This window comes from Streptomyces sp. NPDC046985, assembly GCF_040644415.1.
Taxonomy (GTDB): Bacteria; Actinomycetota; Actinomycetes; order Streptomycetales; family Streptomycetaceae; genus Streptomyces.
In genome coordinates this window covers 178,066-203,640 of the sequence record NZ_JBEYWK010000013.1, presented here as the reverse complement: position 1 = coordinate 203,640, position 25,575 = coordinate 178,066, and the positions used below count along the sequence as shown (strand labels likewise).

Genomic DNA, 25,575 nt, shown 5'->3' with positions numbered 1-25,575 from the left:
AACGGGCGGTCACCGGCTACTGGGCGGCGCCCCGCACCAGGCCGGCCGCCGGGAGCCGGGCACCGCTGCGCTGCCACCAGAGAGAGATCAGCAGACCGTGGAATCGCGACCGGTCGAACTTCGACGAGGAGCTGAGCGCCTGGCGGCCGGCCAGTCGCGCGAGCCTGGGCGCACGCTCCTCCTGAAGGGAGCGCAGGTGGCCGTCGCACCACTCGGACAGCGACGAGCCGAGCCACTCCGGCACCGGCGAACCGAAACCGCGCTTGTCCACCTGCGCCCAGACCTCGCGCGGCACCCCGAGGTCGCCCGCGAAGTCGCGCAGCAGCCGCTTGGTGTAGGCGCCGTCGCGTTTGAGGTCCATCGGCAGGTTGAAGCAGAACTCCGCCCACTCATGGGCGAGGAAGGGGGAGCGGCGTTCGATCCCGAACGCCGACGCCAGCTTGTCGGAGGTCAGCAGCAGGGACGGGAAGGCGGTGTGCAGATCCACCAGCGACACCGCCTGGCCGAGGTCCCGCGAACGGGCGAAGCACTGGTGGACCAGCCGGCGGGTGTTGCCCGTCAGATCCGGCCCGCGCAGGATGAGCCGGTAGTAGCGGTCGGCCGCACTGGCCCGGCGGGTGGCGGCCTGCTCGAACCGCTTCTGCATCGGCCGGTACGAGCTGAGACCGGGCGTGGAGACGGCGGCCGGGCCGTCCAGCGCCAGCGAGTGCCGGACGTAGCCGAGCAGCAGCTCGTCGGGGCCGATGCCGCCGTGCACGACGCGGACCCCCAGCTCGGCCGCCTTCGCGTACAGCATGTACTCCGAGAGCAGACTGGCGTTGCCCATCGGGTAGTCGAGGAAGTGGACGATGGATTCGGCATGGGCGCGGAAGTCGTCCTCGGTAGGTTCGACGACCACCAGCTCGGACCCGATGGCCTCCGCGACCTTCCGGGCCAGCCCGTACTCGTCGTATCGCTCCTGACCCGCGTAGCGGACCGTCATCAGCACCGGCGGCCGCAGCAGGAACGCCAGTACCGCGGAGTCGAGGCCTCCGCTGAGCATCAGCGCCGCATCGCAGCCGGAGCCGCGGAGCGCGACGGACGAGCGCAGCAGCGCGTCGAACTCCTCCCGCGCCTCGCCGGGTTCCATGGGAACGCGGCGTGTGCTCTGCTCGATGCTCCACCAGCACCGCTTGTCGAGCGTCCAGTCGTCGAGATCGAGCGTCAGATGATGTCCGGGCTCCAGCAGTTCGACGTGATCGTAGGGAGTGCCCGATCCGAGCGGGCTCTCGATCGTGATCCACTCGGGTACGAACGCCGGATCCAGGGCGGTCACGGCGCCCAGCGCTTTGACCTCCGAGGCGAACACCAGTCGCCCGCCGTCGAGACGGTAATAGAGGGGCTTCTCCCCGAACCGGTCCCTGGCGAGGAACAGCCGGCGCCGCCGGGGGTCGTACGCGGCCAGCGCGAACATGCCGTCGAAGTCGTCCAGGCACTCGGGGCCGAATCGGACGTACGCGCGCAGCGCGAGATGGGCGTCGGACTCGCCCGGCAGCAGCTCGATGCCCCATCTCCTCGCCAGCTCACGGTAGTTGTAGATCTCGCCGTTGTACGTCAACAGCACGCCCGAGTCCCGGTCCAGATACGGTCCGGGGCGCACCGAGGCGTCGACGACGGCCAACAGGTTCATCGCCAGGCCGACCAGACCGTCGTCGGCGACCAGGGCGCCGACGCCGTCGGGGCCCCGGTGCGCCTGCCGGTGTGCCATCGCCGCGACTTCCTCGGCGTGCACGCCGCCGGCCGCGGCGGCGATTCCGACTACCCCGCACACGTTGGGTACCTCCTCTTGGGGCCGGGTCGATCAGGGCAGGAGCTGCGAGTAGTAGAGGCTGGTGTCCAGGGCCAGCTCGTCCCACGGATCGCAGGCGATCTTCCGTCTCGACAGCTCCACCCGGATGTCGTCGGCGGTGGAGAAGTCGAAGGCGGACGGCGTCGCCAGCCGTCTCAGCAGTTCCCGGTCGCCACCGGCACGGCCACGGTCCAGCCGGTCCAGGACGGCACGCTCCTCGGCGCAGAGTTCGCCGAACCGGGTCCAGCGCGTCCTGATGTCCGGGGGAGACGAGACGAGTGCGAGGTAACGCGCGTAGAGCGACCGCGTCGCCGACCGGTACTCCTCGTCCGGCCCGGTGGCCCGCAAGCGGCTTTTGACCAGCGTCAGCACGCTGGGCAGATCGAGGCGGCGTGTTCCGGCGCCCGCGAGGAACAACTGCTCCCGGAGCACCGCGTCCGGCAGGGCGGCGTCCGCGGCCCCGCCCGGCGGGGCCCCGGCGAGCGCGGCCGCGCGGCCGAGGGCGCGCAGGAGCTGGTCCTCGGTGTGGAAGATCAGGAACTCCCGCGCGCTGGAGATCGGGTCGTCGGCGGAGTGCAGCAAGTTGAGCGCGAGGTTGGTGCCGCCGGCGTCCCAGCGCAGCTCGCCGGGCGATCCCTTGAAGGGGTTCGAGGGCCCCTTCAGTCGTTTCACCTGCTGATGCGCCGTCAGTCCGTCCGCGTGCGGGGGCACCCGGACCATGAGGGCGACACTCGGGCCCATCGCGTAGAGCCGCTTGTTGATCCACCAGGCGCACATCATGTTCTGCTCGTTGCGGATCGTCAGGTTGTACTGGTACAGCTCCTCGAAGTGCCGCTCGGAAGCGGTCAGCGTCGCCTGTGCGTGCAGGAGCTGCCAGCCCGCCTCGGCCATGCCCGAGAGCAGCGACTCATAGCGCCCGGAGACCAGCGCGTCGGGTTTGAGCATCAGAAAGACGCACTCCGGCAGGTGTCCCAGCGCCCCGGCCGGCATCCCCCGGCTCAGCCGGGACCACACCTCGTCGGCTTGGCCCAACTGGGCGAGGTAGCTGTCCTCCACCAGTTCGCCGGGACATCGCACGCGGGTCTCGCTCAGCACGGGCGCGCTCCCGTCCGCCGCTCTGGGTCGTATCGCTCCAGGACGCGGCGGCAGAAGGGGGCGAGCCGGAGGGTGAGGGCCGTGTCGCGGTCGAATGCGCGCAGCGCCTGCCCTTCAGTCAGGTTCATGTCAGCAGGGCGGACGCGTGTGCGCGCCTCGAAGACCGTCAGCAGCCGGCCGTCGCCGCCGACGTCGACCACCCGCCAGAGGGGACGGCACACGGCGTCGTCGAGGCCCAGCTCCTCCCGCAGTTCCCGCACCACTGTCTCGGCCGGCTGCTCGCCCGGCTCCAGGGCCCCGCCGAACAGCGACCAGCGACCCGGGTGGGGGATCCATGACTTGTCGTCGCGCAGATGGAGCACGAGGCCGTCGGGGCTGATCACCAGCGCCATCGCGCCGGCCGCCGTGGTCTCCTGGGCCAGCTCCCCGTCCTCCGGGTCGAGGAACGGCGGGGCTTCGTCCCCGGCGGCGGATGCGTGGTCGAACACGTTCACTCTGCTGTCTCCATGGCGTCGAAAAGCAAGTTCTGGCAGCGAGCCACCGCGCGTCGTACCCAGTCGTCCGCCTGGTCGGGGTCCAGGTCGGCGAGGGTCAGCAGACGCCAGGCCTCCTCGGCGTCGAGGGCCAAGGCGGTGTCCGGACGGCGCTCGACCAGCGAGAGGTACTTGCGGTAGCGCCATTTCGCACCGGGCCACAGCTCGTCGTGGCTCGCCAGGCAGGCGTCGATGGCGTGGCCGACCGCGGCGGACGCCGCCAGGACGGCCGCGTGCGTGTCGCCGCTCGCGAGGAGACCGAGCGCGTCGTCCAGCGCCGCGTCGCACGTGTCCACGGCGACGCGCGCGACCACGTGGGCGACTCCCGCCGCCCGCAGTCTGTGCCGGAGGGCGTCGGCGTGCTCCTCGCCGGACAGCGCGACCGCTCCCAGCAGCCGCAGAGCCCTGCCCAGTTCGTACGAGCCGAGCCACGAGGCGGAGTCGTGTCCCTCGTCGGCGGCCTTCGCCGCGCCGCGCACCAGCTCGATGAGCCGTTCGGTGAAGCCGAGCGAGTAGTACTCGATCTCCCAGCGCCTGCCGTCGACGTAGTGCACTCGGCGGACGACGTCCTCGTCCTCGGTCTCCGCCTGCGGGTCCGCGCTCTGCGGAGGCGTGCCGATGACGATCACGTCGACGTCGCTGTGCGAGTGCTCCCAGCCCCGGGCGTAGGAGCCGCTGAGCAGGAGGCAGTGCGGCTCGGCAGTGAGCAGTTCGGTGCACAGCGTCTGCTCGGCGCTGCTCAGCCGCAGGCCCCGGTCCGGCTCGACGGTGGATGCGGTCGGCTTCAACATCGGGTGTCCTGAGCGCCGGCCCCGGTCACCGTCGCGCCGTGCCGCCCGGCGAGCGCGCGATTGCTCCAGCCGGTCTGACCGGTGAGTTCCTCGCCGAACCAGTCCGGCGGGGCGAAACGCTCGGCCTCCGCCGCATCGGCGAATTCCACCTCGGCCACCCTCAGCCCCGCCAACTGGCCTTCATAGACGTCCACTTCGGCCACCGCGCCGGGCACGGGCACCCGCCAGCGCCGCTTGTGAACGGCGTCGCCATGGGCCATGGACCACAGTGCCCCGAAGGAGTCGGCGGGGATCGGGAACTCGACCTCCTCCCGGATCGAGGCCGAGTGCCCCTTGGCGGCACGGCGCTCCTTGGCGGTCAGCAGCAAGGCGTCCCCGATCGCGCGCACCCGGATCTCCACGGCAGCGCCCGAATCGCTCAGGTATGCCTGCCGCACTGGCACGCCGTCCTGGCCGGCCGGCGGGGACCACCACTCGGCGACCCGGTACTTCCGTTCGACCTCTAGTGCCATGAGGGCCTCGCCTCTCCCTGCTCGATGACCCGGAACGGACATTTTCACGGGTTTCGCGAGAATTCCTGGACCGGATGGAGTGAACGCGCAGAACGCAACGCCGCGTCACGGACATGGCTGTGCCCGATCTGGCGAAAGGAGACGGAAGCACGGAACAGGGGCGGGTTATCCGCGTCATTGCCCAGTGCCGGCCGTCGGGATCAACAACTACACGAGCGAGCTCGAAGTGTGCCAGGCCGACGGAAGGATTTCATCGGCGACGTGGAACCGTACGGTCCCATGGCACTGAGAAAGAATGTGAAGAGCGGCGGCTATGTCATCGCCATATTCTTGAGTCCCCCCGTCAGATCCTGCCGGCCACACGTGGGCCAAGATCAACATAGGGGGCGGTTCAATCGGCTGTCAACGCTCCCACCGCCCCGAGTTCACCTGCCGTGTGCTTCACAGTGGCCCGATTGCTCGACTTGGAGGGTTTGACCGGGTCGGTGGCGCCGTCGGTGGAACAGCTCCCGGACGAGCCGCTTTGCTTACCTTCAGCTCATTGCACGGTATGGCTGATTCATCCGGTGTCGGCGTGGGGTCGGACCTCAACTCCCGTCCTGCGCTCCCGTATTAGGGCGTGACAACCGGCGAACCCGTGATCTATCTTGATCGCGCTGGAGCGCTGCTCGGCCATGTCCATGCGTCTTGTGACGCCTTCGGGTCACGGGAAAGGACAGACCGATTCGCCCGGGAAATGTCGTCCAGCGATGACAGAGTCCATTCTTTCGTCTTTCGTCTTTCAGTCAGGGGCGGTGTTCCCATGGGGCGCGGTATTCGGCGCTCGGCAGCGGTCACATGACCGGTCGATGTAGCACCGGAGAATCCCGGCTGACCTACGTCCGGCGGGGCGAGGGACCGCCTTTGCTGCTCGTGCAGGGCACGGCCGCGAGACATCTGCACTGGGGCGAGCGGCTGCTGTCGCTGCTCGCCACGTCGTTCGACGTCGTGGCCTACGACCATCGCGGCGTCGGCGACTCCAAACCCGCCGACGCCCCCTTCGGCATCGAGGACCTCGCTGACGACGCCGCCGCCCTGCTCGACGAGCTCGGCTGGCCGCGGGCCCACGTCGTGGGCGTGTCCATGGGGGGCCTCGTCGCCCAGGAACTGGCCCTGCGCCATCCGGACCGGGTCGAGACTCTGCTGCTCGGATGCACCCATCCCGGGGGCGCCGGCTCGCCGTCCGCCGTCCCGGACGCACTCGTGTCCGCGACCGTGCGCGGCGACGCGGCGGCCACGCTGCGCAACGTCTTCCGCGCGGGAGTGAAGGACCCCGAGCGGGTGCGGCCACAGGCCTGGGAAGAGTACGGCGCCGCCGCCCTGACCAGACCGGTGCCCGCACGGACGACGACCTTGCAGATCAGCGCCGTCGCCGGGCACAGCACCGCCGAGCGCCTGCACCGCATCACCATGCCCACCCATGTCCTGCACGGTGACACGGACCGCCTGGTCCCGGTCGAGGCCGGGAGAGCACTGGCGTCCGCGATTCCCGGCGCCTGCCTGACCGTACTGTCCGCCGGTCACTTCTTCTGGCTCGAACAGCCGGAGAGAACAGCCGAGTTGGTCGAGGAGAGCATCTCGCGCGCATCCGGCGCGGATGCTCACCGATGACCCTTCGGACGATTAGCCCGGACCTGGCACCCCAGCCGTCGGGCAGCACCCTTGAGCCGCAGCGCACGGCCGCGCCGCCCACCGGCGGTCCCCCCGTGCGAGGAGGTATGTTCCTGTGAAACACGGCAACTTGTGGCGGACGTTCCTGCACGTGGCCCGCACCCATCCCGCCCACGAGGCGGTCAGGGGCCCGGAGGACGCCTGGGACTACCGCCGGCTGGCCACCGCGGCGGCCGCGACGGCGGACCGGCTGGCCGAACGGAGCGTCGGTCCGGGCGACGTCGTCGCCGTGGACATGCCGGTCGGCCCGCGCTTCGTCATCGGCGTGCTGGCCGCGGTCGCCGTCGGCGCCGCGTATCTCCCGGTGGACGTCTCCTGGCCGGGGAAGCGGCGCGCGCAGATCCTGTCGGACGCCAGACCCTCGGTCGTGCTGCGCTCCGACGACCTGCACGGGATCACCGGCCTGCCCGACGCTCCGGCCGCCCCCGGCGCCCCGGGACCGGAGCGGCACGATCCGCACACCGGCGAGAACGATCCGGCCTACGTCATCTACACCTCCGGATCCACCGGCCGGCCCAAGGGAGTCGTGGTCCCGGCGCGCGGCGTCCACAATCTGCTGGCCGCGTTCCAGCGCCGGGCCCCGCTCGGCCCGGGAGCACGGCAGAGCTGGTGGACCTCCCCCGGCTTCGACGTCTCCGTGTACGAGATGTGGGGCGCGCTGACGAGCGGCGGGACCGTGGTCCCCGTGTCGGACGCGCACCGCCGTGACATCGACGCCACCCTCGACCACCTGACCGAGCAGCGCGTCGACTCCGCCTACCTGCCGCCCCAGTTCCTCACGGCGCTGCGAGACCGTGCCAGGAGCGGCGGCCGGGTCCCCCCGCTGAAGCGGCTGCTGACCGGCGTCGAGCCGATCCCCCTGGGGCTCCTGGCCGACCTGCGGTCGTACCTGCCGGACGTGGTCGTGATCAACGGGTACGGACCGACCGAGACCACGGTCTGCGCCACCCTGTACACGGTTCCCGGCCAGTGCGCCGAGCCGCAGCGGCGGACCCCGATCGGCAGGGTCGTCGAGGGCAACCGCGGCTTCGTCGTCGACGAGCGGCTCGCGCCGGTCGCGCCGGGACAGCCGGGCGAGCTGTGCGTCGCGGGCCGCGGCGTGGCCCTCGGTTACCTGCACGACCCCGGCCGGACCGCCGAACGTTTCGTGCCGGCCTGCGACGGCGACGGCCTGATGTACCGGACCGGCGATCTCGTCGTCCCCGACGCCGAGGGCGAACTGACGTTCCTGGGCCGGATCGACGACCAGCTCAAGATCGACGGCGTGCGCGTCGAACCGGTGGAGACGGAGGCGGCGCTCCGGCGGCTCCCGGAGGTCACCGACGTCGCCGTGCTGGCCCGGCCGGTGACCGAGGGCGGCCCTCCCGTGCTGACGGCCTTCGTCGTGCTCTCCGGCACGGCCGCTGGAGCCGACGTGCTCTCCGGCGCGGCCGCTGGAGCCGCCGTGCTCTCCGGCGCGGCCGCTGGAGCCGACGGTGATCCATGGGTCCGGACCAGGGCGAGTCTGGCCGAGGAACTGCCCCCGCAGGCCGTGCCCCGCCGCTTCGTCGCCCTCGACCGCATACCGATGACCGGCGACGGCAAGCTCGACCGCGCGGCTCTGCCGCGGCCGCTGGACCGACCGGCCCGACCGGCTCGCGACGAGCGGGAGCGGGCCGTCGAGGACGCCTGCCGTGCGGTGCTCCCGGCCACGCCGCCCTCAGTGCTCGACCTCGGCTTCGCCGAGCTGGGCGGCGACTCGTTGCGGGCGGCGCGGCTGTCGGTCGCCCTGCGGGCGGCCACCGGCCGGGCCGTCACGGCCGCCGAGGTGCTGGACGCGGCGACCCTGGCCGATCTGGCGGCGCGGATAGGCGTCCTGCCGGCCGTGGACACGCCGGCCGGCGACACGGCGGAGTCCGACACGGTCCCGTTGACGGCGGGCCAGATCGGGATCTGGGCGGCCGAACTGGTCAGCGCCGTCCCCGGCGCCTTCCACGAGTGCGTGGCGGTGGAGCTGGCCGGCGAGGCCGACCCGGACCGGACGGCGCGGGAGCTGACCGCGGTACTCAACCGGCACCCGGTCTTCGGCGGACGCGTCGACGCGGACGGCGCGCAGTTCGTCACCGACGGCAAGCCGGTGTCCGTCGAGGTGCGGTCCCTCGCACCCGGGAAGTCCATGGACCACGCCTGGGACGGACTGCTGGCGGAGCTGCAACGGCCGGCGTTCGACCTCGACCGGGGGCCGCTTGTGCGCGCCGCGGTGCTCGGCGCCGCCGACCGGGTCCGCGTCCTGATCGTCTGGCACCATCTCGTGGTCGACGCGTGGAGCGCCCGCGTCGTGCTGGAAGAGCTCGCGGCGGCCCTGAGCGGCGCCGCGCCCGGTTTCCCGGCGGAGTACGGTTACGCCGACTACGCACACCGGCAGCGCGGCTACCTGGGTTCCACGGAGGGCGCGCGTGCGCTGCGGGCCGCGGCCGACCGGGTGCTCGACTGGCTTCCGCGGGACGCGCACCAGGCGGGTCCGCCACTGGACTCCTGCCGGGTCGAGGAGCTGGCGGTCGGCGCGGACGTGTGGTCCCGGGTACGCGGCTGCGCGCGGCGCAACGGCACGACGGCGTTCGCGGTCACGCTGGCCGCGGCGCTCGGCGACCTGTGCCGGCTCGCGGAGACGGACGGCAGGTTCGCCCTCGCGGTGGCCGACCGGGAGGAGACCGTCGGCACGGACGCCGCCGGGTACTTCCTCACCACCGTTCCGTTCGGCCCCGGCCCCGGCGCCGATCCCGTCGGCCCCCAGGACGCTCTGCGCGGCGCGCGCCTGGCCGTCGCCGAGGCGAACGCCATGGCGCGGGTGCCCTTCCCCTCGCTGATGGCCGAACTGGGGCTGCGCGACGCGAGAGCGGTCGCCCCGCTGGTCGTCGCCTGGGACCGGGATCCCGCCCTTGCCCTGTCCGTCCCCGGCTGCACCGTACGGTCCGTGCCCGTGCGTCCGCTGGCGGCCCGCTGGCCGTGGACGGTCGTGCTGACCGACCGTGAGGACCTCGGGATGTCGGGCCGGATCGAGTTCCCGCCCCATGTTCCCGGCCACCGGGTGGCCGCATTCGCCGAGCGACTGGAATCGGTGCTGGACGCATTCGCGTCGAGTGTGTAATCGAGCTCTGACAAGACGGAGCCGAAAAAACTCACCATTTCGCGTGCGGGTAATTTCTCGATGCTCGGATATGGATCGAGAACCGCCTCTCCGCTATGATCCGATGCTGAGTCGCTTTTAAATTATGGGGGAAGCGTTGCTGGAAACGAAAAGGAATATGGGCGAATTGGCGGAGAGTGCAGCCACCGAAACGCTGCATTCGTGCTTCGCTCGCCAGGCAGCCGCAAGCCCCCAGGCCACGGCCCTGACCGCCGGTGGGACCACGCTGACCTACGCGGAACTCCACGGCCTGGCCGGGGCGATAGCGGGGCGGCTCGTCGCGGCCGGCGTCCGTCCGGGCGACCTGGTGCCCGTTCTCGTCTCACGGCAGCACGTCGTCCCGGCCGTTCTCGGCGTTCTCATGGCCGGCGCCGCCTACGTCCCGTTCGACCCGCGCTATCCGGACGCCCGCCTCGCGGGTCTCGCCGAACGCGTCGCGGCTCAGGTGGTCCTGACGGAGGAAAGCCTCACCGGCCGCGCGAAGGAATGGCACGAGGGCCGTCTCGTGCTCGCCGGGGCGGGCCCGGAACCGGACAGCGCGCCGGTGCACGTCGACGCCGGTCCGGACGACCTCGCCTACGTGATGTTCACCTCCGGATCGACCGGGACTCCCAAGGGCGTTCAGGTGTCGCACCGCAACGTCACCCGTCTGATGACCGGCACGGCCGCCCTCTACGACCTCGGGCCGGAGGACGTCTGGACGATGCTGCACTCCTTCGCCTTCGACTTCTCCGTGTGGGAGATGTGGGGCCCGCTGCTGTTCGGCGGCCGCCTCGTGGTCGTCGACGACGACACGGCCCGCACCCCCGACGAGCTGCTGGACCTGCTCGACAGCGAGCACGTCACCGTCCTCAGCCAGACGCCCTCCGCCCTCGCCGCGCTGGCCACCGCCGACGAACAGCGGTCGGCCCGGCTCGACCGCCTGAGACTGATCGTCCTCGGGGGCGAACGGCTCGACCCGGCCGCGCTCGGCGGCTGGTTCGCCCGCCGGGGCGACGAGCACCCCCGCGTGGCCAACATGTACGGCATCACGGAGACCACGGTCCACGTCACCTCGCGCTGGATCACGGCTGACGACACGGCCGCCGGCACGGGCAGCCCGATCGGCGTGCCGCTGCCCGACCTGGACGTCTCGCTGCGCGACGAGAACGGCGTGCCGGTCCCGGTGGGCGAGATGGGCGAGATCTGCGTCTCCGGTCCCGGGCTGGCGCGCGGCTACTTCGGGGACGAGGACACCACCGCACGCGCCTTCCGTACCCTCTCCTGGGGTCCCGAGGACCATCGCCGCACCTATCTCAGCGGTGATCTCGCCAGGGCCGGGACCGACGGGCAGTTGTTCTACCTGGGGCGCCGCGACGAGCAGGTGAAGGTCCGCGGCTACCGCGTCGAACTCGGCGAGATCGCCGCGGTGCTCAAGGCGCACCCCGACGTGATCGACGCCTGTGCGACGACCGACACCGGGGAGTCCGTGGGCTCACGGCTGCTCGCCTGGGCGACCGTGCGCCCCGGCGGCCCGGACCCGGACGGCCTGCGGGCGTTCCTCACCGACCGGCTGCCCGGCCACATGGCGCCCAGCGAGCTGCTGATCCTGGACCGCATGCCGCTGACGCCCAACGGCAAGATCGATCGCCGCGCCCTGCTGGACGGCGTCCGCGCGCAGCACGCCGGCGCCGGCCCGGAGCGCGGGGACGGCGATTCCCTCGAAGCGGCCGTCGCCGCCATCTGGGCCCGGGAACTGGGCGTCGCGGGGGTGCGGCCCACGGACGACTTCTTCGGCCTCGGCGGACACTCGCTGATGGTGGTCAAGGTCGTCGGCAGCGCCCGCAAGGAATGCGGCGCGGACATCCCGGTCCGCGCGCTGTTCGAAGCACCGCGGCTGGCCGACTTCGTAGAGCGGGTACGCGCGGGCGGCGGCCGGCGGCCGGATGCCGCAGTGGACCGCTGAGCCGTCGCACGGCTGGCGCACACGCCGGTCGCGACGCCGCGCACGCGCGGCCCTGCCCACAGATCAGCCGCCTGAAGCGCTCGTCCCCCGTCTGTCGCCGCGTGCGCCGTGACGTCGCGGCGCCGTCAGGCACGCACATCCCCAGGAGCCCTCTCTATGCAGCGAACACCCCTTCACGCGAGCCCCATCGCGGTGATCGGCATGGCGGCGCGGTTCGCCGGAGCCGACGACGTCGATCAGTACTGGACCAACCTCGTGGACGGCGTCGAGTCGGTCACCCGGTCCGAGCCGTCCGGGGCGCCGGACCAGGACGGTGACAGCCGCGACGGCCGTCACCTGAGCGCCGTCGCGAAGGTGCGCGACATCGAGTGGTTCGACGCCGACCACTTCCGGGTGGCGCCCGCGGAGGCCGTCACCATGGACCCCCAGCAGCGAGTGCTGCTGGAAGTGGCGGCCGCCGCGCTGGACGACGCCGGCCACGCCGGTGAGCGCGACGCGGTGGTCGGCGTCTTCGTCGGCTCCGGCCGCAACGACTACTACCGTGAGTTCGTCGGCCCGACGGAAGCCCAGGCCGGACGCGGGGACGACGTACGGGTCACCCTGGCCAACGAGAAGGACTTCCTCGCACCGCGGCTCGCCTTCAAGCTCGGTCTCGGCGGACCGGCGATCACGGTGCAGACCGGCTGCGCCACATCGCTCAGCGCGGTGGCGCTCGCCTGCACCTCCCTGGCGGCGGGAGACTGCGACATCGCCCTGGCCGGCGGGGTGAGCCTGCTCATGCCGGACGTGGACGGCTACACCTACACCGAGGGCGGCATCCTCTCGGCGGACGGTCGCTGCCGCACCTTCGACGCCGACGCGTCCGGAACGATCCCCGGCTCCGGCGCGGGCATCGTCGTCCTCAGACGCGATGCCGACGCCCGGGACCGGCGCGACCGCCGACGGGCCGTGATCCGCGGCTGGGCGGTCAACAACGACGGCGGATCGCGCGCCGGGTTCACCGTGCCCAACATCGCCGGCCAGGAGGCGGTCGTCCGCACCGCGCTGCGCCGGGCGGGCCTCACGCCCGAGCAGGTCGGCTACGTGGAAGCCCATGGCACGGCGACGGCGATCGGCGACCCCGTCGAGTTCGAGGCGCTCCGGCGCGTCTTCGCCACGCCCGGCCGACCGCCCCGCACGCTGGCGCTCGGAGCGGTCAAGCCCAACATCGGCCACACCGACGCCGCCGCGGGCATCGCGGGACTGATCAAGGCGACGATGGCGGTCGAACGGGCTGCCTTGCCGGGGACCTTGCACTTCCGCACCCCGAACCCCGAGATCGCCCTCGACTCGACCCCCTTCGTCATCAGCTCCGAGACCCGGCCCTGGGACACCGACGGGCCGCGTGTCGCCGGCGTCAGCTCCTTCGGTCTCGGCGGCTCCAACGCCCATGTGGTCCTGGAGTCGATCCCGGCCGAGCCGACCGCTGACACCCCCCGTCCGCGCCAGGTCCTCGCGCTGTCGGCGCGCACGGACGAGGAGCTGGCGCGGATGCGGGAACGGCTCGCCGACCGGCTGGCCGGCGCCCCCTCGCTCGGTCTCCCCGAGCTGGCCGACACCGCGTTCACTCTCGCGGTGGGCCGCCCCCGCTTCGCCCGGCGCTGGGCGGCCGTCGTCGGCGACCGCGCCGAGGCCGTCCGGCTGCTGCGCGAGCCTTCGGCGCCCGCGCGGCCGGTCACACGATGGTCGCTGGCCCTCCACGGCGCCCCCGACGAGCTGGCCGCGATGGGTGAACGGCTCCTGACCGAGGAACCGTTGATGGGTCCCGTGCTCGCGCAGCTCACCGGAGACCCGGCACGGGGGGAGCGCGACGGACTCATCGGCCTCGACCCGCACCGGGCCGGAGTACTGGCGGCGCTCGGGGCCGCCCGGATCCTGCGTCGCCTCGGCCTGACCTTCTCCCGGGTGGACGCGCCGAACTGGGCGAGTGCGGCCGCGAAGTGGCTGGCCGGCGGCGCGGACCTCGCGGCTCTCCCGGCGGCCCTCGACGCCTGTGCCGGCGCCGGGGACGACACCGGCTCGGTCCGCGAGCGGGCGGGCCAGCTACGGATCGGTCCGGCGTTCGACCTGACCGAGGTGGCGGCGACCGTGTGGCAGGCGGGCGTCGCCGTCGACTGGTCCGCCTACTACGGCGACGAGCCGCGCGCCCGGGTGCCGTTGCCGACGTACCCGTTCACCCGCCGCCGGTTCTGGCTCGAACGGCCCGAGATCCAGCCGAACCCCGTCGGCCAGCAGTCCGAAGCGTCGGGCCGGGCCGACGCGGTGGACCTCGCCGGCCGCGTCGAGAAGGTGTGGCGAGAGGTCCTCGGCGTCCAGGACATCCCGCACGACGCGCATTTCGTGGACGACCTCGGCGGCGACTCGCTGTACGCGGTCGAGATCGGCGCCCGTCTGAACGACGGCTTCGGCGTCGAACTGCCGATGGACCTGCCGTTCATCGCGCCCACAGTCGCTGCCACAACCGCCTTCGTAGAGAAGGCCCTAGCCATGGAGGCAAACGCATGAGCACTGTCGACGACAACACCGTTCTGGTCCGCCGGATGGACGTGACCGCCCGCCGCACCGAGCAGGTGACGGAGCTGAGCCAGTACGCCGAGGGCGGCGTGCTGCTCGAGACCGTGATCGGCCGCTACGTGCTCGACCGCGACGCACGGCGGATCTGGCTGCTCATCGACGGGCGCCGCACCGTCGCCCAGCTCGTCGAGGACGTCGCCGCGAAGGCGGGCGAGCCGGCCGACGAGGTCCGCCAGCCGGTGCTCGATCTGTGCGGCCAACTGCTCGAGCACGGTCTCGCCGAGATCGCGACCGCCGCCGACGTGGAGGCCGTCGCCCAGATGGCAGCCGCGGGATGAGTCGCCGGCCCCTCACCCGAGTGGGGTTCCAGTACGCCGGATACTCCTTTCCGGGAGTGATGGACGACAAGCTCTTCCAGACGGTCGTCGACATCGCCCGTACCGCCGAGGCGTCCGGCTTCGACAGCCTCTGGACCATGGACCACGTCCATCAGATCGCCTCGGTCGGGGAGGCCGACGAGCCGATCCTGGAGGCGTACACCACGCTCGCCGCCCTGGCGGCCGTGACCTCCACGGCCCGCCTCGGCGTGCTCGTCTCGTGCACCAGCTTCCGCAACCCGGCGCTGCTGGCGAAGATGGTCACCACCATCGACGTCATCAGCGGCGGCCGCGCGGTCCTCGGCATCGGCGCCGGATGGCACGAAGAGGAGACCCACGCCTACGGCATGGACTTCTCGCCGTCCGCCCGCCAGCGCCTGGCGCAGCTCGACGAGGCCGTCCAGATCTGCCGGGGCATGTTCACCGAGTCCGCACCGCGGTTCTCCGGCACGCATTACCGTGTGGACGAACCGCTCAACGTGCCCGGTCCGCTCCACCCCGACGGGCCGCCCGTCCTCATCGGCGGCGGCGGCGAACGCGTGCTCATTCCGCTGGCGGCCCGGCGCGGGGACGCCTGCAACTTCTTCGGCGGACCGGCCACCGTGCGTCACAAGATCCAGGTGCTCGAACGGGCCTGCGCGGACATCGGCCGCGACAGCGCCGAGATCAGCAAGACCTGGCTGGGGACGGCGATCGTCACCGACTCCGAGGCGGAACTCCAGGAGTCGCTGGAGCGGCTGGGGTCGCTGCTGGGCGTGGCGCCGAGCGCCGCCCGCGGCCTCGCCCTCTGCGGCGCCCCCGCCGAGGTGCGGCGCCGGGTCGCGGAGTACCGCGCCGCCGGGGTCGACGGCATGATCATCACGGTCCTCGACCCCAGCGACCTCGACCACCTGCACCGCGTCGGCGTCACCGTGCGGGAGGCCATGGATGACTGAGGCGACCAGCGCCGCCGAGGGCGGGCGCACGCTGGACGGCGCCCCAGAGGAGGTCATCGCGGCGGTCTGGGCCGAGGAGCTGGGCCTGGACTCCGTCGACCCGGACGCGGGCTTCTTCGATCTGGGCGCCGATTCGGCCATGGTGCTGCACGTGGTGCGCGTCCTGCGGGAGAGATGGCCGCGCCTGGGGCTCGTCCACGTCTTCGCCCACCCGACCGTCGCTCAGCTCGCGGAGTTCCTCGGCGATGCGTAGGCCGACGGCGGGTGACGCCTCCTCAGCCGAGCGCGGCCCGGACGGCCTCGGCGAGATCCAGCCACGCGGCGCCACTGAAGAGGTGGTCGGCGCCGGCCGTCTCGTGGAACGTGACGGGACCGGTGCTCTCCAGGCGCCAGCCGTCGACCTCGGACCGGCCGAGCTGCTCGTCCCGCGCGCCGTACGCCACGGTGAGCGGCACGTCGAGCGGTGCGTCCGTCGCGTAGGCGTAGTTCGCGACCAGCTTCATGTCCGCGGTGAGGATCGGCACCAGCAGATCGAGGAGCTCGGGCTCGCTCCGCAGATCCTCGGGCACATAGCGGGTGAGGTCCCCGTCCGACACGAGGGGGGCGCCCGCGAAGACCTGTGGGGGAAGCTGGGACGCGACGAGCAGGTGAACCAACTCGGGGGCCGCTTCCGAACGGCGAAGCGCCCGCGCCGCCTCGAAGGCCGACAGCGCTCCGGAGCAGTGACCGAACAGCGCGACGCGCGGCACTCCCAGCGCGGTCAGCGCGGAGACCAGTTCGGCGACGACGTCTTCCAAGGCGGTCGCCGGCGGCTCGACCTGACGGTTCTCCCGGCCGGCGAGCCGTACGCCGTACACGTCGGCCGTGTCGCCGATCACCGGCGCCCACGCACGGAAGGGCACCGCCCCGGCGCCCGCCCACGGAATGCATATCAGGGCTGTGTCATTTCCCTTTTCGGGGCTCCACGGAACCAGTACGGGGGATTGGTTTGAATTGCTCATAAGCACGAAGCATAGCCGCGCGCTATTCCAGGCGCCAGTATGACGAAGCTAACAAGAATTTCCCCTGGCCGTACGGCCGGGGAATCGCCGGTAAACCAATATTCTCTGCACACGGGACGGGTCATGACGTTTAACCCTCACATCGATGTCATCGCAGCCCAGCCGAGGCTTCTCACCCCGCCGGACCTTTCCTTCGAGGCCATTCTCCGGCATTTCCCGGGCCTGGCCGAGGCTGAGGCCGTCTGTATGACGGGCTCGACGGCGGCCGGCTGGGGCAACGCGTTCAGCGACATCGACCTCTATGTCTTCTCCGACAAGGAACTCGAGCTTCCCGTCGACGAGACGATGGAGACCTGGCCCGGCGCCGACCCCAGCGGAATCCGCTGGCACAACTGGATGGGCGTCTACGACAACGCCCGCGTCGACCTGAAAGTGTGGCCGACCTCCACGCTGGCCACGGTGCTGACCCCCTACGTCGAGCGCGAGGTCGAGTTCTGCTCTCTGGGCGATTTCCTCCAGGATTTCGTCTACCGGCTCTCCATCGGGGTTCCGCTCAAGAACGACGATTTCTTCAAGCAGCAGAAGGATCTGCTGGACAGCTCGTCGTACCGGCGGTCACTCGCCCGTCGGGTCAAGGCCGAGGTGGAGAACTGCCTCACCGACGTCGCCGGTCAGCTCGGCTCCGGCGACGACATGACCGCCCGCGTGTCCGCCGGGCTCGCGGCCGGGTTCGCCACGGATGCCGGCCTGGTCCTGGCCGGGCAGCTCTGCCGGGGCAGGAAGTGGCTGCTGCGCCGCCTGGAGGGCGCCCCGCAGTGCGGGATCACGGTCGACGAATACCGCTCCGTCGTGCTGGACGGCGCCCGTCCCGGCGAGTCCGACCGCGACTGCGCCCTGCGGGTGGCCCGCTGGACCCAGGCGCAGATCGTCCGGATGGAAGACGCCTTCCTCTCGGACTCCTGACCGGACCGGGGCGGCGGCCCGGCGCCCGCCGGCGAGGAGCCGCCGCCCCGGCGCACCACCGCGACGCCCATGAACAAGCCCTGCGCAACGCCGCAGTCCAAGGTAGGGAGAGACGAAGTGAACGCTCTGCGAGCCGCTCGGGCCGGCGAGGACGCCGCGTCATGAACCAGTTGACCAGGCTTCGTACCGCGCTGCGTGGTCCCGAGGACCCCCGCCAGCGACTGCTGGCGCTCGCGACCGTCGTGAACACCGTCGGCATGGGGATGTTCCTGTCCACGGGGACGATCTTCCTCATCAGATCCGCCGGACTGAGTCCGACCAGCGCCGGCGTCGGCCTCACCGTGGGCTCCCTGTGCGGGTTCGGCGCCGGAGTGCTGATCGGCGACCTGGCCGATCGCCGCGGCTCACGCGAGGTGGTCATCGCCGCCATGCTGCTCGAAGCGGTGGCGAGCGTCAGCCTGCTGTTCGTGCACAGTCTGTGGCCACTGCTGGTGGTCGCCGCCACCGCCGCCGTCGGCCGGGCGGGCACCAACAGCGCGCGCGGCGCCATGATCGGCGTACTGGCCGAGGAGGGCAAGGGCGGCCAACTGCGCACCTACCTCCGGGCCGTGACCAACGTCGGGCTCTCGGTCGGCACCCTCGGCGCCGCGGTCGTCCTGGCGATCGACACCCGTGCGGCGTACGTGTCCATGATCTTCGTCGACACAATCACCTTTCTGATCGGCATCGCCATCCTGAGCCGGATCCCGCACATACGTCCGACGCGCCCCTCGGAGAAGGCCGGCGGCGAGCAGAAGCAGGGGCCCCGGTGGGTGGCGCTGCGCGACCTGCCGTACCTGGGACTGACCGCCGCGGCGTCGGTGGCGAGCCTGCAGTACTTCGTCCTCGTCACCGGGCTGCCGGTGTGGATCGTCCTGCACACCACGGCGCCGCGCTGGATGGCGGCCGTCGTCCTGTTCTTCGAATCGGCCCTCGTCGCGGTCACCCAGGTGCCCGCCACGCGCTCCATCGACGGGCCGCGCTCCGCCGCGCGCCTGCTCGGGCTGTCCGGGCCGCTGTTCCTGGTGTCCTGGATCCTGATCGCGATGGCCTCCGGTCCCCGCGTGTGGATCGCCGTCGCGCTGCTGATCGTCGGCGTCGTGATCCACTCGCTGGCCGAGGTCTGGCACGCCGCCGGCTCCTTCGAGCTGTCCTTCGCGCTCGCCCGGCCAGAGGCCCAGGGGCAGTACCAGGGGGTGAACGGTCTCGGGCACGGGCTGGTCGAGGCGGTGGCGCCCATCATCGTGATCGCGATGTGCGTCAACTGGGGCAAGCCGGGCTGGATCGTGCTCGCCGTGATCGTCACTGCGGCGGGCTTCGCGTGCATGCTCGTCGAGCGGTATCGGGCCCGCTCGCAGGTCGTGGTCCCGGCCGTGCCCGCCGACGCCTGACCGGCGCCCTCCCGTTTCCCGGAGACGCGCGTCCACCGGCGCCGCGCTGCGGGACCTGCACGTGCGGCGCCTGCGGACGGCGCCGACCTGCTCGTGCGGCGCCCGCGGACCGCGCCCTCCGCCCCGTGCCGGACAATGGCGGGTGTGAGCAAGGTGAGACATGTGCTGGTGCTGCCCGACCGCGACGCGGCGCAGGAGGCGGCCGAGGCGCTGGGGGAGCGGTTCGGCGTCGCGGAGGAGCCCCGGCTCGTCCGCGACGCGCTGGCCGGGGAGGACGACGCCGAGGACGCCCAGTGGCTCGTCGTCCTGCGGGACGAGGAGCGGCGGCTGGACGCCGGCGAGCTGGACGCGTTCGCCGCGCGGTGGGACGGCTGGCGCGAGGAGCCGTAGGACGCGCTCCGTCCGGGCCCGTTGTCGGTGGCGCGTGGGATGCTTGTCGCGATGGCCAGGAACACTGCGAACGACGACCTTCTCGCCCCGGTGACGCTCGCCGTGGGCCAGGAGGACCTTCTGCTCGACCGCGCCGTGCGCGACGTGGTGACCGCCGCCCGCGCCGCCGACGCGGACACGGACGTGCGCGACCTCACCTCGGACCAGGTGCAGCCCGGCACGCTCGCCGAGCTGACCAGCCCGTCGCTGTTCGCCGAGCGCAAGGTCGTGGTCGTACGCGGCGCGCAGGATCTGTCCGCGGACACGGTCAAGGACGTCAAGGCGTATCTGACGGCGCCCGCCGAGGAGATCACGCTGGTGCTGCTGCACGCGGGCGGCGCCAAGGGCAAGGCGTTGCTGGACGCCGCCCGCAAGGCGGGCGCCCGGGAGGTGGCCTGCCCGAAGATGACCAAGCCGGCCGACCGTCTCGCCTTCGTGCGGGGCGAGTTCCGCGGCCTCGGGCGCTCGGCCACGGCCGAGGCGTGCCAGGCGCTGGTCGACGCGATCGGCAGCGACCTGAGAGAGCTGGCGTCGGCGGCGTCCCAACTGGCCGCGGACGTCGAGGGGACGATCGACGAGGCCGTCGTCGGGCGCTACTACACGGGGCGGGCGGAGGCGTCCAGCTTCACCGTCGCCGACCGGGCCGTGGAGGGCAGGACGGCGGAGGCCCTGGAGGCGCTGCGCTGGTCGCTGGCCACGGGGGTCGCGCCGGTGCTGATCACCAGCGCGCTGGCGCAGGGCGTGCGCGCGATCGGCAAGCTGTCGTCCGCACGCGGCGGACGCCCCGCCGACCTCGCACGGGAACTCGGCATGCCGCCGTGGAAGATCGACCGCGTCCGGCAGCAGATGCGCGGCTGGACCCCGGACGGGGTGGCCGTGGCCCTGCGCGCGGTGGCCGAGGCGGACGCGGGCGTGAAGGGCGGCGGCGACGACCCGGAATACGCCCTGGAGAAAGCCGTGGTGACCATCGCCCACGCGGCCCGCTCACGAGGCCGCGACTAGCCGACCCCGGGGACGCGGCCGAACAGCGGCCCGACAGGCGTGGGAAACGCACCGCCAGCGCCACTCGCCCCCCACTGTCCGCTGGCCGCTCGCCTCACTGTCCCCTGGCCGCCCCGCCCCACTGCCCAGTGGCCGCCCCGCTATCCCCTTGCTCGCCCCGCTCCACGTCGCCTCCTCCCACGCCGAAGGCCCCGACCGCGCTCCCTGGGGAAGGGAGGCGGCCGGGGCCTTCAGATCACGCTGGAGGATCCATGCCCGCGTGGCGAACGCAGGCCGCGCATGGATCCGGGGTGCCGGCCGGGAGCGGATGAGAGAGGGCCCGCTCGGGTCCCGCCGGCGTCAGGTCGGAAAAAATCAGCCCTTGAGGGTGGAGACGCGGGACGCCAGCGCCGACTTCTTGTTGGCGGCCTGGTTCCGGTGGATGACGCCCTTCGAGACCGCCTTGTCGAGCAGGCGCGCGGCGGCGCGCTCGTACTCGGTGGCCTTCTCGACGTCACCCGCGGCAGCAGCCTCGCGGGCCTTGCGGACCGCGGTCTTGAGGGAGGACTTGACGGCCTTGTTGCGCAGCCGCGCCTTCTCGTTGGTCTTGATCCGCTTGATCTGGGACTTGATGTTCGCCACGAATGAGCCTTTTCAGGTTCTGGCACGGAGCCGCACGGACCCCGGGCCGGTGATTTCTCGGAGATGTGCCTCGCGCTGAGAGGGCATGAGACACAGCCGCTCACACTACCAGCGGCCCGCTCGGCGGCCCAAACCCGTCACCGGTCCGCGCTCAGGAGCGTCCGTGGGACCATGGAGACTACGTATCGATCCGACCCGAGACCGCAGACGCACAAGCACACGTATGCGGACGCCTCAAGAATCAGGACCCTGCGTGCCCGCGACCCCCAGCCATGTGCCCGAGCCCAGCCGTACCGTTCCGGCGCTGATCCGCAACTTCTGCATCATCGCGCACATCGACCACGGCAAGTCCACGCTCGCCGACCGGATGCTCCAGCTCACCGGCGTGGTCGACCAGCGGCAGATGCGCTCCCAGTACCTCGACCGCATGGACATCGAGCGCGAGCGCGGCATCACGATCAAGTCCCAGGCGGTGCGACTGCCGTGGGCGCCCACCCACGACCCCGGCAACACGCACATCCTCAACATGATCGACACCCCGGGGCACGTCGACTTCACCTACGAGGTCTCCCGGTCGCTCGCCGCGTGCGAGGGCACGGTCCTCCTCGTGGACGCGGCCCAGGGCATCGAGGCGCAGACCCTCGCCAACCTCTACCTGGCGATGGAGAACGACCTCACGATCATCCCGGTCCTCAACAAGATCGACCTGCCGGCCGCGCAGCCGGAGAAGTTCGCCGAGGAACTGGCCAACCTGATCGGCTGCGACCCCGACGACGTGCTCAAGGTGTCCGCGAAGACCGGTCTGGGCGTGGACGCGCTGCTCGACCGGGTGGTCGAGCGGATCCCGGCCCCGGTCGGCGTCGCCGACGCCCCCGCGCGGGCGATGATCTTCGACTCGGTCTACGACTCCTACCGGGGCGTCGTGACGTACGTCCGGGTCGTGGACGGCCAGCTCAACAAGCGCGAGCGGATCCGGATGATGTCCACCGGCGCCACGCACGAGCTGCTGGAGATCGGCGTCAGCTCCCCGGAGATGCTGCCGGCCGACGGCCTCGGCGTCGGCGAGGTGGGCTATCTGATCACCGGTGTGAAGGACGTCCGCCAGTCCAAGGTCGGCGACACCGTCACCAGCCAGCACAAGGGCGCCCAGGACGCGCTGGGCGGCTACAAGGACCCCAAGCCCATGGTGTTCTCCGGGCTGTACCCGCTGGACGGGTCCGACTACCCGGAGCTGCGCGAGGCGCTGGACAAGCTCCAGCTCAACGACGCGGCCCTGGTCTACGAGCCGGAGACCTCCGCGGCCCTCGGCTTCGGCTTCCGCGTCGGCTTCCTCGGCCTGCTGCACCTGGACGTGATCCGGGAGCGGCTGGAGCGCGAGTTCGGCCTCGACCTGATCGCGACCGCCCCCAACGTGGTCTACCGGGTGCTCATGGAGGACGGCGTCGAGCACGTCGTCACGAACCCGAGCGAGTTCCCCGAGGGCAAGATCGACGAGGTCTACGAGCCGGTCGTGCGGGCCACGATCCTCGCGCCCACCGAGTTCATCGGCGCGATCATGGAGCTGTGCCAGACCCGGCGCGGCGCCCTGCTCGGCATGGACTACCTCTCCGAGGACCGGGTCGAGATCCGCTACACCCTCCCGCTCGCGGAGATCGTCTTCGACTTCTTCGACCAGCTCAAGTCCAAGACCCGCGGCTACGCCTCGCTGGACTACGAGCCCACCGGCGAGCAGATCAGCTCCCTGGTCAAGGTCGACATCCTGCTGCACGGCGACAAGGTGGACGCCTTCTCCGCGATCACCCACAAGGACCAGGCGTACCAGTACGGCGTGCGGCTGGTCGCCAAGCTCAAGGAGCTGATCCCGCGGCAGAGCTTCGAGGTGCCGGTCCAGGCCGCCATCGGCTCGCGCGTGATCGCCCGCGAGACCATCCGCGCCATCCGCAAGGACGTCCTCGCCAAGTGCTACGGCGGCGACATCTCCCGTAAGCGCAAGCTGCTGGAGAAGCAGAAGGAGGGCAAGAAGCGCATGAAGATGGTGGGCTCCGTGGAGGTTCCGCAGGAGGCGTTCATCGCGGTGCTCTCCAGCGACGACAGCGTGGGATCGGCCAAGGGCAAGAAGTAACCGCCGGTAGTCCGAGCGGGCGGCCGTCCTCGCGGCGAACCGGGTGAAATGGGGTCCGCCACACGCGCGTGCGGCGGGCCCCGGCGCGTGCGGACGGTCGCGCTCAGAGGGAAGTGACTGGCCACGGCCCCTTACGCAGCGGCCGGTCGCGCCTTAGTCTGATCCCCTGCTCCTTAGTTACTCGTGAGTTAAACAAGTACGGACCGCGGTCCGGAAGCACAGTCCGTCACCGAGCCGCCGTCCGTCACTGAGGCATAGCCCGTCACCGAAGCACAGCCAGCGCACAAGCCTCAGCAGTCACCCCGTAAGCCAACCCAGTCACCCCGTGAGTCAACCCAGCCGCATCGTGAGCCAGCCGCGCAGTCGCGGGCCCCGGAGGATGTCGTGAGCGACGCACTGACCCTGATCGAGAACCGTCCGCCGTCCGTGGCGGCCCTCTTCCTGGAGCGCGTGGCGGCCACACCGGACGCCGAGGCCTACCGGTACCCGGTGCCCGCGGCCGGCGAGGGTCCGGACGACTGGACGTCGCTGAGCTGGTCGCAGGCCGCCGACCGGGTCCACGCGATCGCCGCCGGACTCATCGAACTGGGCGTGCGGCCCGAGGAGCGGGTCGCGCTCGCCGCCGCCACCCGGGTGGAGTGGATGCTGGCCGACCTCGGCATCATGTGCGCGGGCGCGGCGACGACCACGATCTACCCGCAGACCAACGCCGACGAGTCCGGCTTCATCCTCTCCGACTCCGAGAGCAAGGTGCTGATCGCGGAGGACGCCGCCCAGCTCGCCAAGGCGCTGGAGAAGCGCGCCGAGCTGCCGGACCTGCACCACATCGTCGTCATCGACCCGGCCGGCGCCGAGACGGGCGACGACGTGCTCACCCTGGCCGAGCTGGAGCGGCGCGGCGCCGCCCACCTGGAGAAGCACCCCGAGCTGATCAAGGAGCGGGTCGGCGCGATCACCGGCGACCAGCTCGCCACCCTCATCTACACCTCCGGCACCACCGGCCGCCCCAAGGGCGTCCGCCTCCCGCACGACAACTGGTCGTACATGGCGAAGGCCATCGCCTCCACCGGCCTGCTCGGCCCCGACGACGTGCAGTACCTGTGGCTGCCGCTCGCGCACGTCTTCGGCAAGGTGCTCATCTCCGGCCAGATCGAGATCGGCCACGTCATCGCGGTCGACGGCCGGGTCGACAAGATCATCGAGAACCTGCCGGTCGTGCGGCCCACCTACATGGCGGCCGTGCCGCGCATCTTCGAGAAGGTCTACAACGGTGTCGCCGCCAAGGCCCGCGCGGGCGGCGCGGCCAAGTACCGGATCTTCCAGTGGGCCGCCGGCGTCGCCCGCGAGTACGCCAAGGTCACCCAGGACACCTTCCAGCGCACCGGCGTGCACTCCGCGCCCGTCGGACTCACGGCCAAGCACAAGGCCGCCGACCGGCTCGTCTACGCCAAGATCCGCGAGGCGTTCGGCGGCCGGCTGCGCGCCTGCGTGTCCGGCAGCGCGGCCCTCTCCCCGGAGATCGGCTACTTCTTCGCCGGCGCCGGCATCCACATCCTGGAGGGCTACGGCCTCACCGAGTCCTCCGCGGCCTCCTTCGTCAACCCCGGCGAGGCCTACCGCACCGGCACCGTGGGCAAGCCGCTGCCCGGCACCGAGGTCCGGATCGCCGAGGACGGCGAGATCCTGCTGCGCGGCCCCGGCATCATGCAGGGCTACCACCGGCTGCCCGAGAAGACCGCCGAGGTGCTGGAGGCCGACGGCTGGTTCCACACCGGCGACATCGGCGAGCTGTCCCCCGACGGCTACCTGCGCATCACCGACCGCAAGAAGGACCTCATCAAGACCTCCGGCGGCAAGTACATCGCGCCCGCCGAGGTCGAGGGCCAGTTCAAGGCGGTGTGCCCGTACGTCTCCAACATCCTGGTGCACGGCGCCGACCGGAACTTCTGCACCGCCCTGATCGCCCTCGACGAGGCGGCCATCCTGGAGTGGGCCGCGGAGAACGGCCTGGAGGGGAAGGCGTACGCCGAGGTCGTCGCCGCGCCGCAGACCGTCGAACTCGTCGACGGCTACGTCCGGGAGCTGAACGAGGGGCTCCAGCGCTGGCAGACCATCAAGAAGTTCCGCCTGCTGCCGCGCGACCTCGACGTCGAGCACGGCGAGATCACCCCGTCGCTGAAGCTGAAGCGGCCGGTGGTGGAGCGCGGGTACCGGCATCTGATCGACGAGATGTACGCGGGCACGCGCGAGGCGTGACGCGCGCGCCGCGCGCGCCGCGGGCGTGAGCGGCGGGCGTGAGCCGACGAGCCCCGGCGGGCCTCCGGCGCCTCCGGCGGCCCGCGCCGCGGCGTCGGCGCCGACCGTACGAACTGGAGTGAGGCGGCGTCGGCACCGCACGCGTGCACCGCGGAGACGCTGCCTCGACGCCGACCGTGCGAACCGGAACGAGGCGGCATCGATGCCGTACGCACGGACCGGGGCGAGGCGGCGTCGATGCCGTACGCACGGACCGGAGCGACGGGGTGTCGACCCCGAACGCCCGAACCGGGGCGAAGCGGCGTC

Annotated in this window: 20 protein-coding genes; 13 read left to right on the top strand and 7 right to left on the bottom strand. The window is 71.7% G+C overall.

Going from position 1 to position 25,575, the window contains the following annotated elements:
- Positions 1-16: 16 nt before the first annotated feature.
- Genes asnB through ABZ861_RS18890 form a run of 5 tightly spaced genes read right to left on the bottom strand, consistent with a single transcriptional unit; the run spans position 17 to position 4,684 of the window.
- On the bottom strand, positions 17-1,810 hold the full coding sequence (asnB, locus tag ABZ861_RS18910) for an asparagine synthase (glutamine-hydrolyzing) (RefSeq protein ID WP_361631437.1): 1,794 nt from the start codon (positions 1,808-1,810) through the stop codon (positions 17-19).
- A gap of 30 nt (positions 1,811-1,840) precedes the next feature.
- Entirely contained in the window at positions 1,841-2,923 is a 1,083-nt protein-coding gene (locus ABZ861_RS18905) for a nucleoside-diphosphate kinase (protein WP_361631435.1), read from the bottom strand.
- Positions 2,917-3,417, bottom strand: coding sequence for an NUDIX domain-containing protein (locus ABZ861_RS18900; RefSeq protein WP_361631433.1), 501 nt, complete (start codon positions 3,415-3,417; stop codon positions 2,917-2,919). The genes ABZ861_RS18905 and ABZ861_RS18900 overlap by 7 nt, the downstream gene beginning before the upstream one ends.
- Positions 3,414-4,247: a nucleotidyltransferase domain-containing protein gene (locus ABZ861_RS18895; RefSeq protein WP_361631431.1), complete on the bottom strand. Its 834-nt coding sequence runs from the start codon at positions 4,245-4,247 to the stop codon at positions 3,414-3,416. The genes ABZ861_RS18900 and ABZ861_RS18895 overlap by 4 nt, the downstream gene beginning before the upstream one ends.
- Positions 4,241-4,684 carry a hypothetical protein gene (locus tag ABZ861_RS18890; protein WP_361631429.1) on the bottom strand — a complete coding sequence of 148 codons (444 nt, stop codon included), beginning with the start codon at positions 4,682-4,684 and terminating at the stop codon, positions 4,241-4,243. The genes ABZ861_RS18895 and ABZ861_RS18890 overlap by 7 nt, the downstream gene beginning before the upstream one ends.
- A 978-nt stretch (positions 4,685-5,662) precedes the next feature.
- On the opposite strand from ABZ861_RS18890, the gene ABZ861_RS18885 reads away from it, so the two are divergent.
- The 7 genes from ABZ861_RS18885 to ABZ861_RS18855 all read left to right on the top strand — a co-directional run bounded on the left by ABZ861_RS18885 (position 5,663) and on the right by ABZ861_RS18855 (position 15,698).
- Positions 5,663-6,409, top strand: coding sequence for an alpha/beta fold hydrolase (locus tag ABZ861_RS18885; protein WP_361631427.1), 747 nt, complete (start codon positions 5,663-5,665; stop codon positions 6,407-6,409).
- Between the two features lie 115 nt (positions 6,410-6,524).
- Positions 6,525-9,596, top strand: a complete 3,072-nt coding sequence (locus ABZ861_RS18880) for a non-ribosomal peptide synthetase (RefSeq protein WP_361631425.1) — start codon at positions 6,525-6,527, stop codon at positions 9,594-9,596.
- 166 nt (positions 9,597-9,762) lie between these two features.
- Complete coding sequence (locus tag ABZ861_RS18875; protein ID WP_361631423.1) at positions 9,763-11,580, top strand: non-ribosomal peptide synthetase; 1,818 nt, start codon at positions 9,763-9,765, stop codon at positions 11,578-11,580.
- 156 nt (positions 11,581-11,736) lie between these two features.
- Positions 11,737-14,124: a beta-ketoacyl synthase N-terminal-like domain-containing protein gene (locus tag ABZ861_RS18870; protein WP_361631421.1), complete on the top strand. Its 2,388-nt coding sequence runs from the start codon at positions 11,737-11,739 to the stop codon at positions 14,122-14,124.
- Entirely contained in the window at positions 14,121-14,471 is a 351-nt protein-coding gene (locus ABZ861_RS18865) for a PqqD family protein (RefSeq protein WP_361631419.1), read from the top strand. The genes ABZ861_RS18870 and ABZ861_RS18865 overlap by 4 nt, the downstream gene beginning before the upstream one ends.
- A gap of 59 nt (positions 14,472-14,530) precedes the next feature.
- Positions 14,531-15,445 carry a TIGR03560 family F420-dependent LLM class oxidoreductase gene (locus ABZ861_RS18860; RefSeq protein ID WP_361631417.1) on the top strand — a complete coding sequence of 305 codons (915 nt, stop codon included), beginning with the start codon at positions 14,531-14,533 and terminating at the stop codon, positions 15,443-15,445.
- The gene (locus tag ABZ861_RS18855) at positions 15,438-15,698 is read left to right on the top strand and encodes a phosphopantetheine-binding protein (protein ID WP_361631415.1); all 261 of its coding nucleotides are present in this window, start codon (positions 15,438-15,440) and stop codon (positions 15,696-15,698) included. The genes ABZ861_RS18860 and ABZ861_RS18855 overlap by 8 nt, the downstream gene beginning before the upstream one ends.
- Positions 15,699-15,720: 22 nt before the next feature.
- Here the strand turns inward: ABZ861_RS18855 and ABZ861_RS18850 are convergent, their stop codons facing one another.
- On the bottom strand, positions 15,721-16,446 hold the full coding sequence (locus tag ABZ861_RS18850) for a thioesterase domain-containing protein (RefSeq protein ID WP_361631413.1): 726 nt from the start codon (positions 16,444-16,446) through the stop codon (positions 15,721-15,723).
- Between the two features lie 123 nt (positions 16,447-16,569).
- Between ABZ861_RS18850 and ABZ861_RS18845 the strand changes: the two genes are divergently transcribed.
- From ABZ861_RS18845 to holA, 4 genes are all read left to right on the top strand, one after another.
- On the top strand, positions 16,570-17,409 hold the full coding sequence (locus tag ABZ861_RS18845) for a hypothetical protein (RefSeq protein WP_361631411.1): 840 nt from the start codon (positions 16,570-16,572) through the stop codon (positions 17,407-17,409).
- A 161-nt stretch (positions 17,410-17,570) separates the two neighbouring features.
- Positions 17,571-18,839: an MFS transporter gene (locus ABZ861_RS18840; protein WP_361631409.1), complete on the top strand. Its 1,269-nt coding sequence runs from the start codon at positions 17,571-17,573 to the stop codon at positions 18,837-18,839.
- Between the two features lie 135 nt (positions 18,840-18,974).
- Positions 18,975-19,229: a hypothetical protein gene (locus tag ABZ861_RS18835; RefSeq protein ID WP_361631407.1), complete on the top strand. Its 255-nt coding sequence runs from the start codon at positions 18,975-18,977 to the stop codon at positions 19,227-19,229.
- Between the two features lie 51 nt (positions 19,230-19,280).
- A complete protein-coding gene (holA, locus tag ABZ861_RS18830; RefSeq protein ID WP_361631405.1) occupies positions 19,281-20,270 on the top strand; it encodes a DNA polymerase III subunit delta in 990 nt (329 codons plus the stop codon).
- A 354-nt stretch (positions 20,271-20,624) separates the two neighbouring features.
- Here the strand turns inward: holA and rpsT are convergent, their stop codons facing one another.
- The gene (gene rpsT, locus ABZ861_RS18825) at positions 20,625-20,891 is read right to left on the bottom strand and encodes a 30S ribosomal protein S20 (RefSeq protein ID WP_361631403.1); all 267 of its coding nucleotides are present in this window, start codon (positions 20,889-20,891) and stop codon (positions 20,625-20,627) included.
- 253 nt (positions 20,892-21,144) lie between these two features.
- On the opposite strand from rpsT, the gene lepA reads away from it, so the two are divergent.
- Both lepA and ABZ861_RS18815 read left to right on the top strand, forming a co-directional pair.
- A complete protein-coding gene (gene lepA / locus ABZ861_RS18820) occupies positions 21,145-23,013 on the top strand; it encodes a translation elongation factor 4 (protein WP_361631401.1) in 1,869 nt (622 codons plus the stop codon).
- 384 nt (positions 23,014-23,397) lie between these two features.
- Positions 23,398-25,269, top strand: coding sequence for an AMP-dependent synthetase/ligase (locus ABZ861_RS18815; protein WP_361631399.1), 1,872 nt, complete (start codon positions 23,398-23,400; stop codon positions 25,267-25,269).
- Positions 25,270-25,575 lie beyond the last annotated feature (306 nt).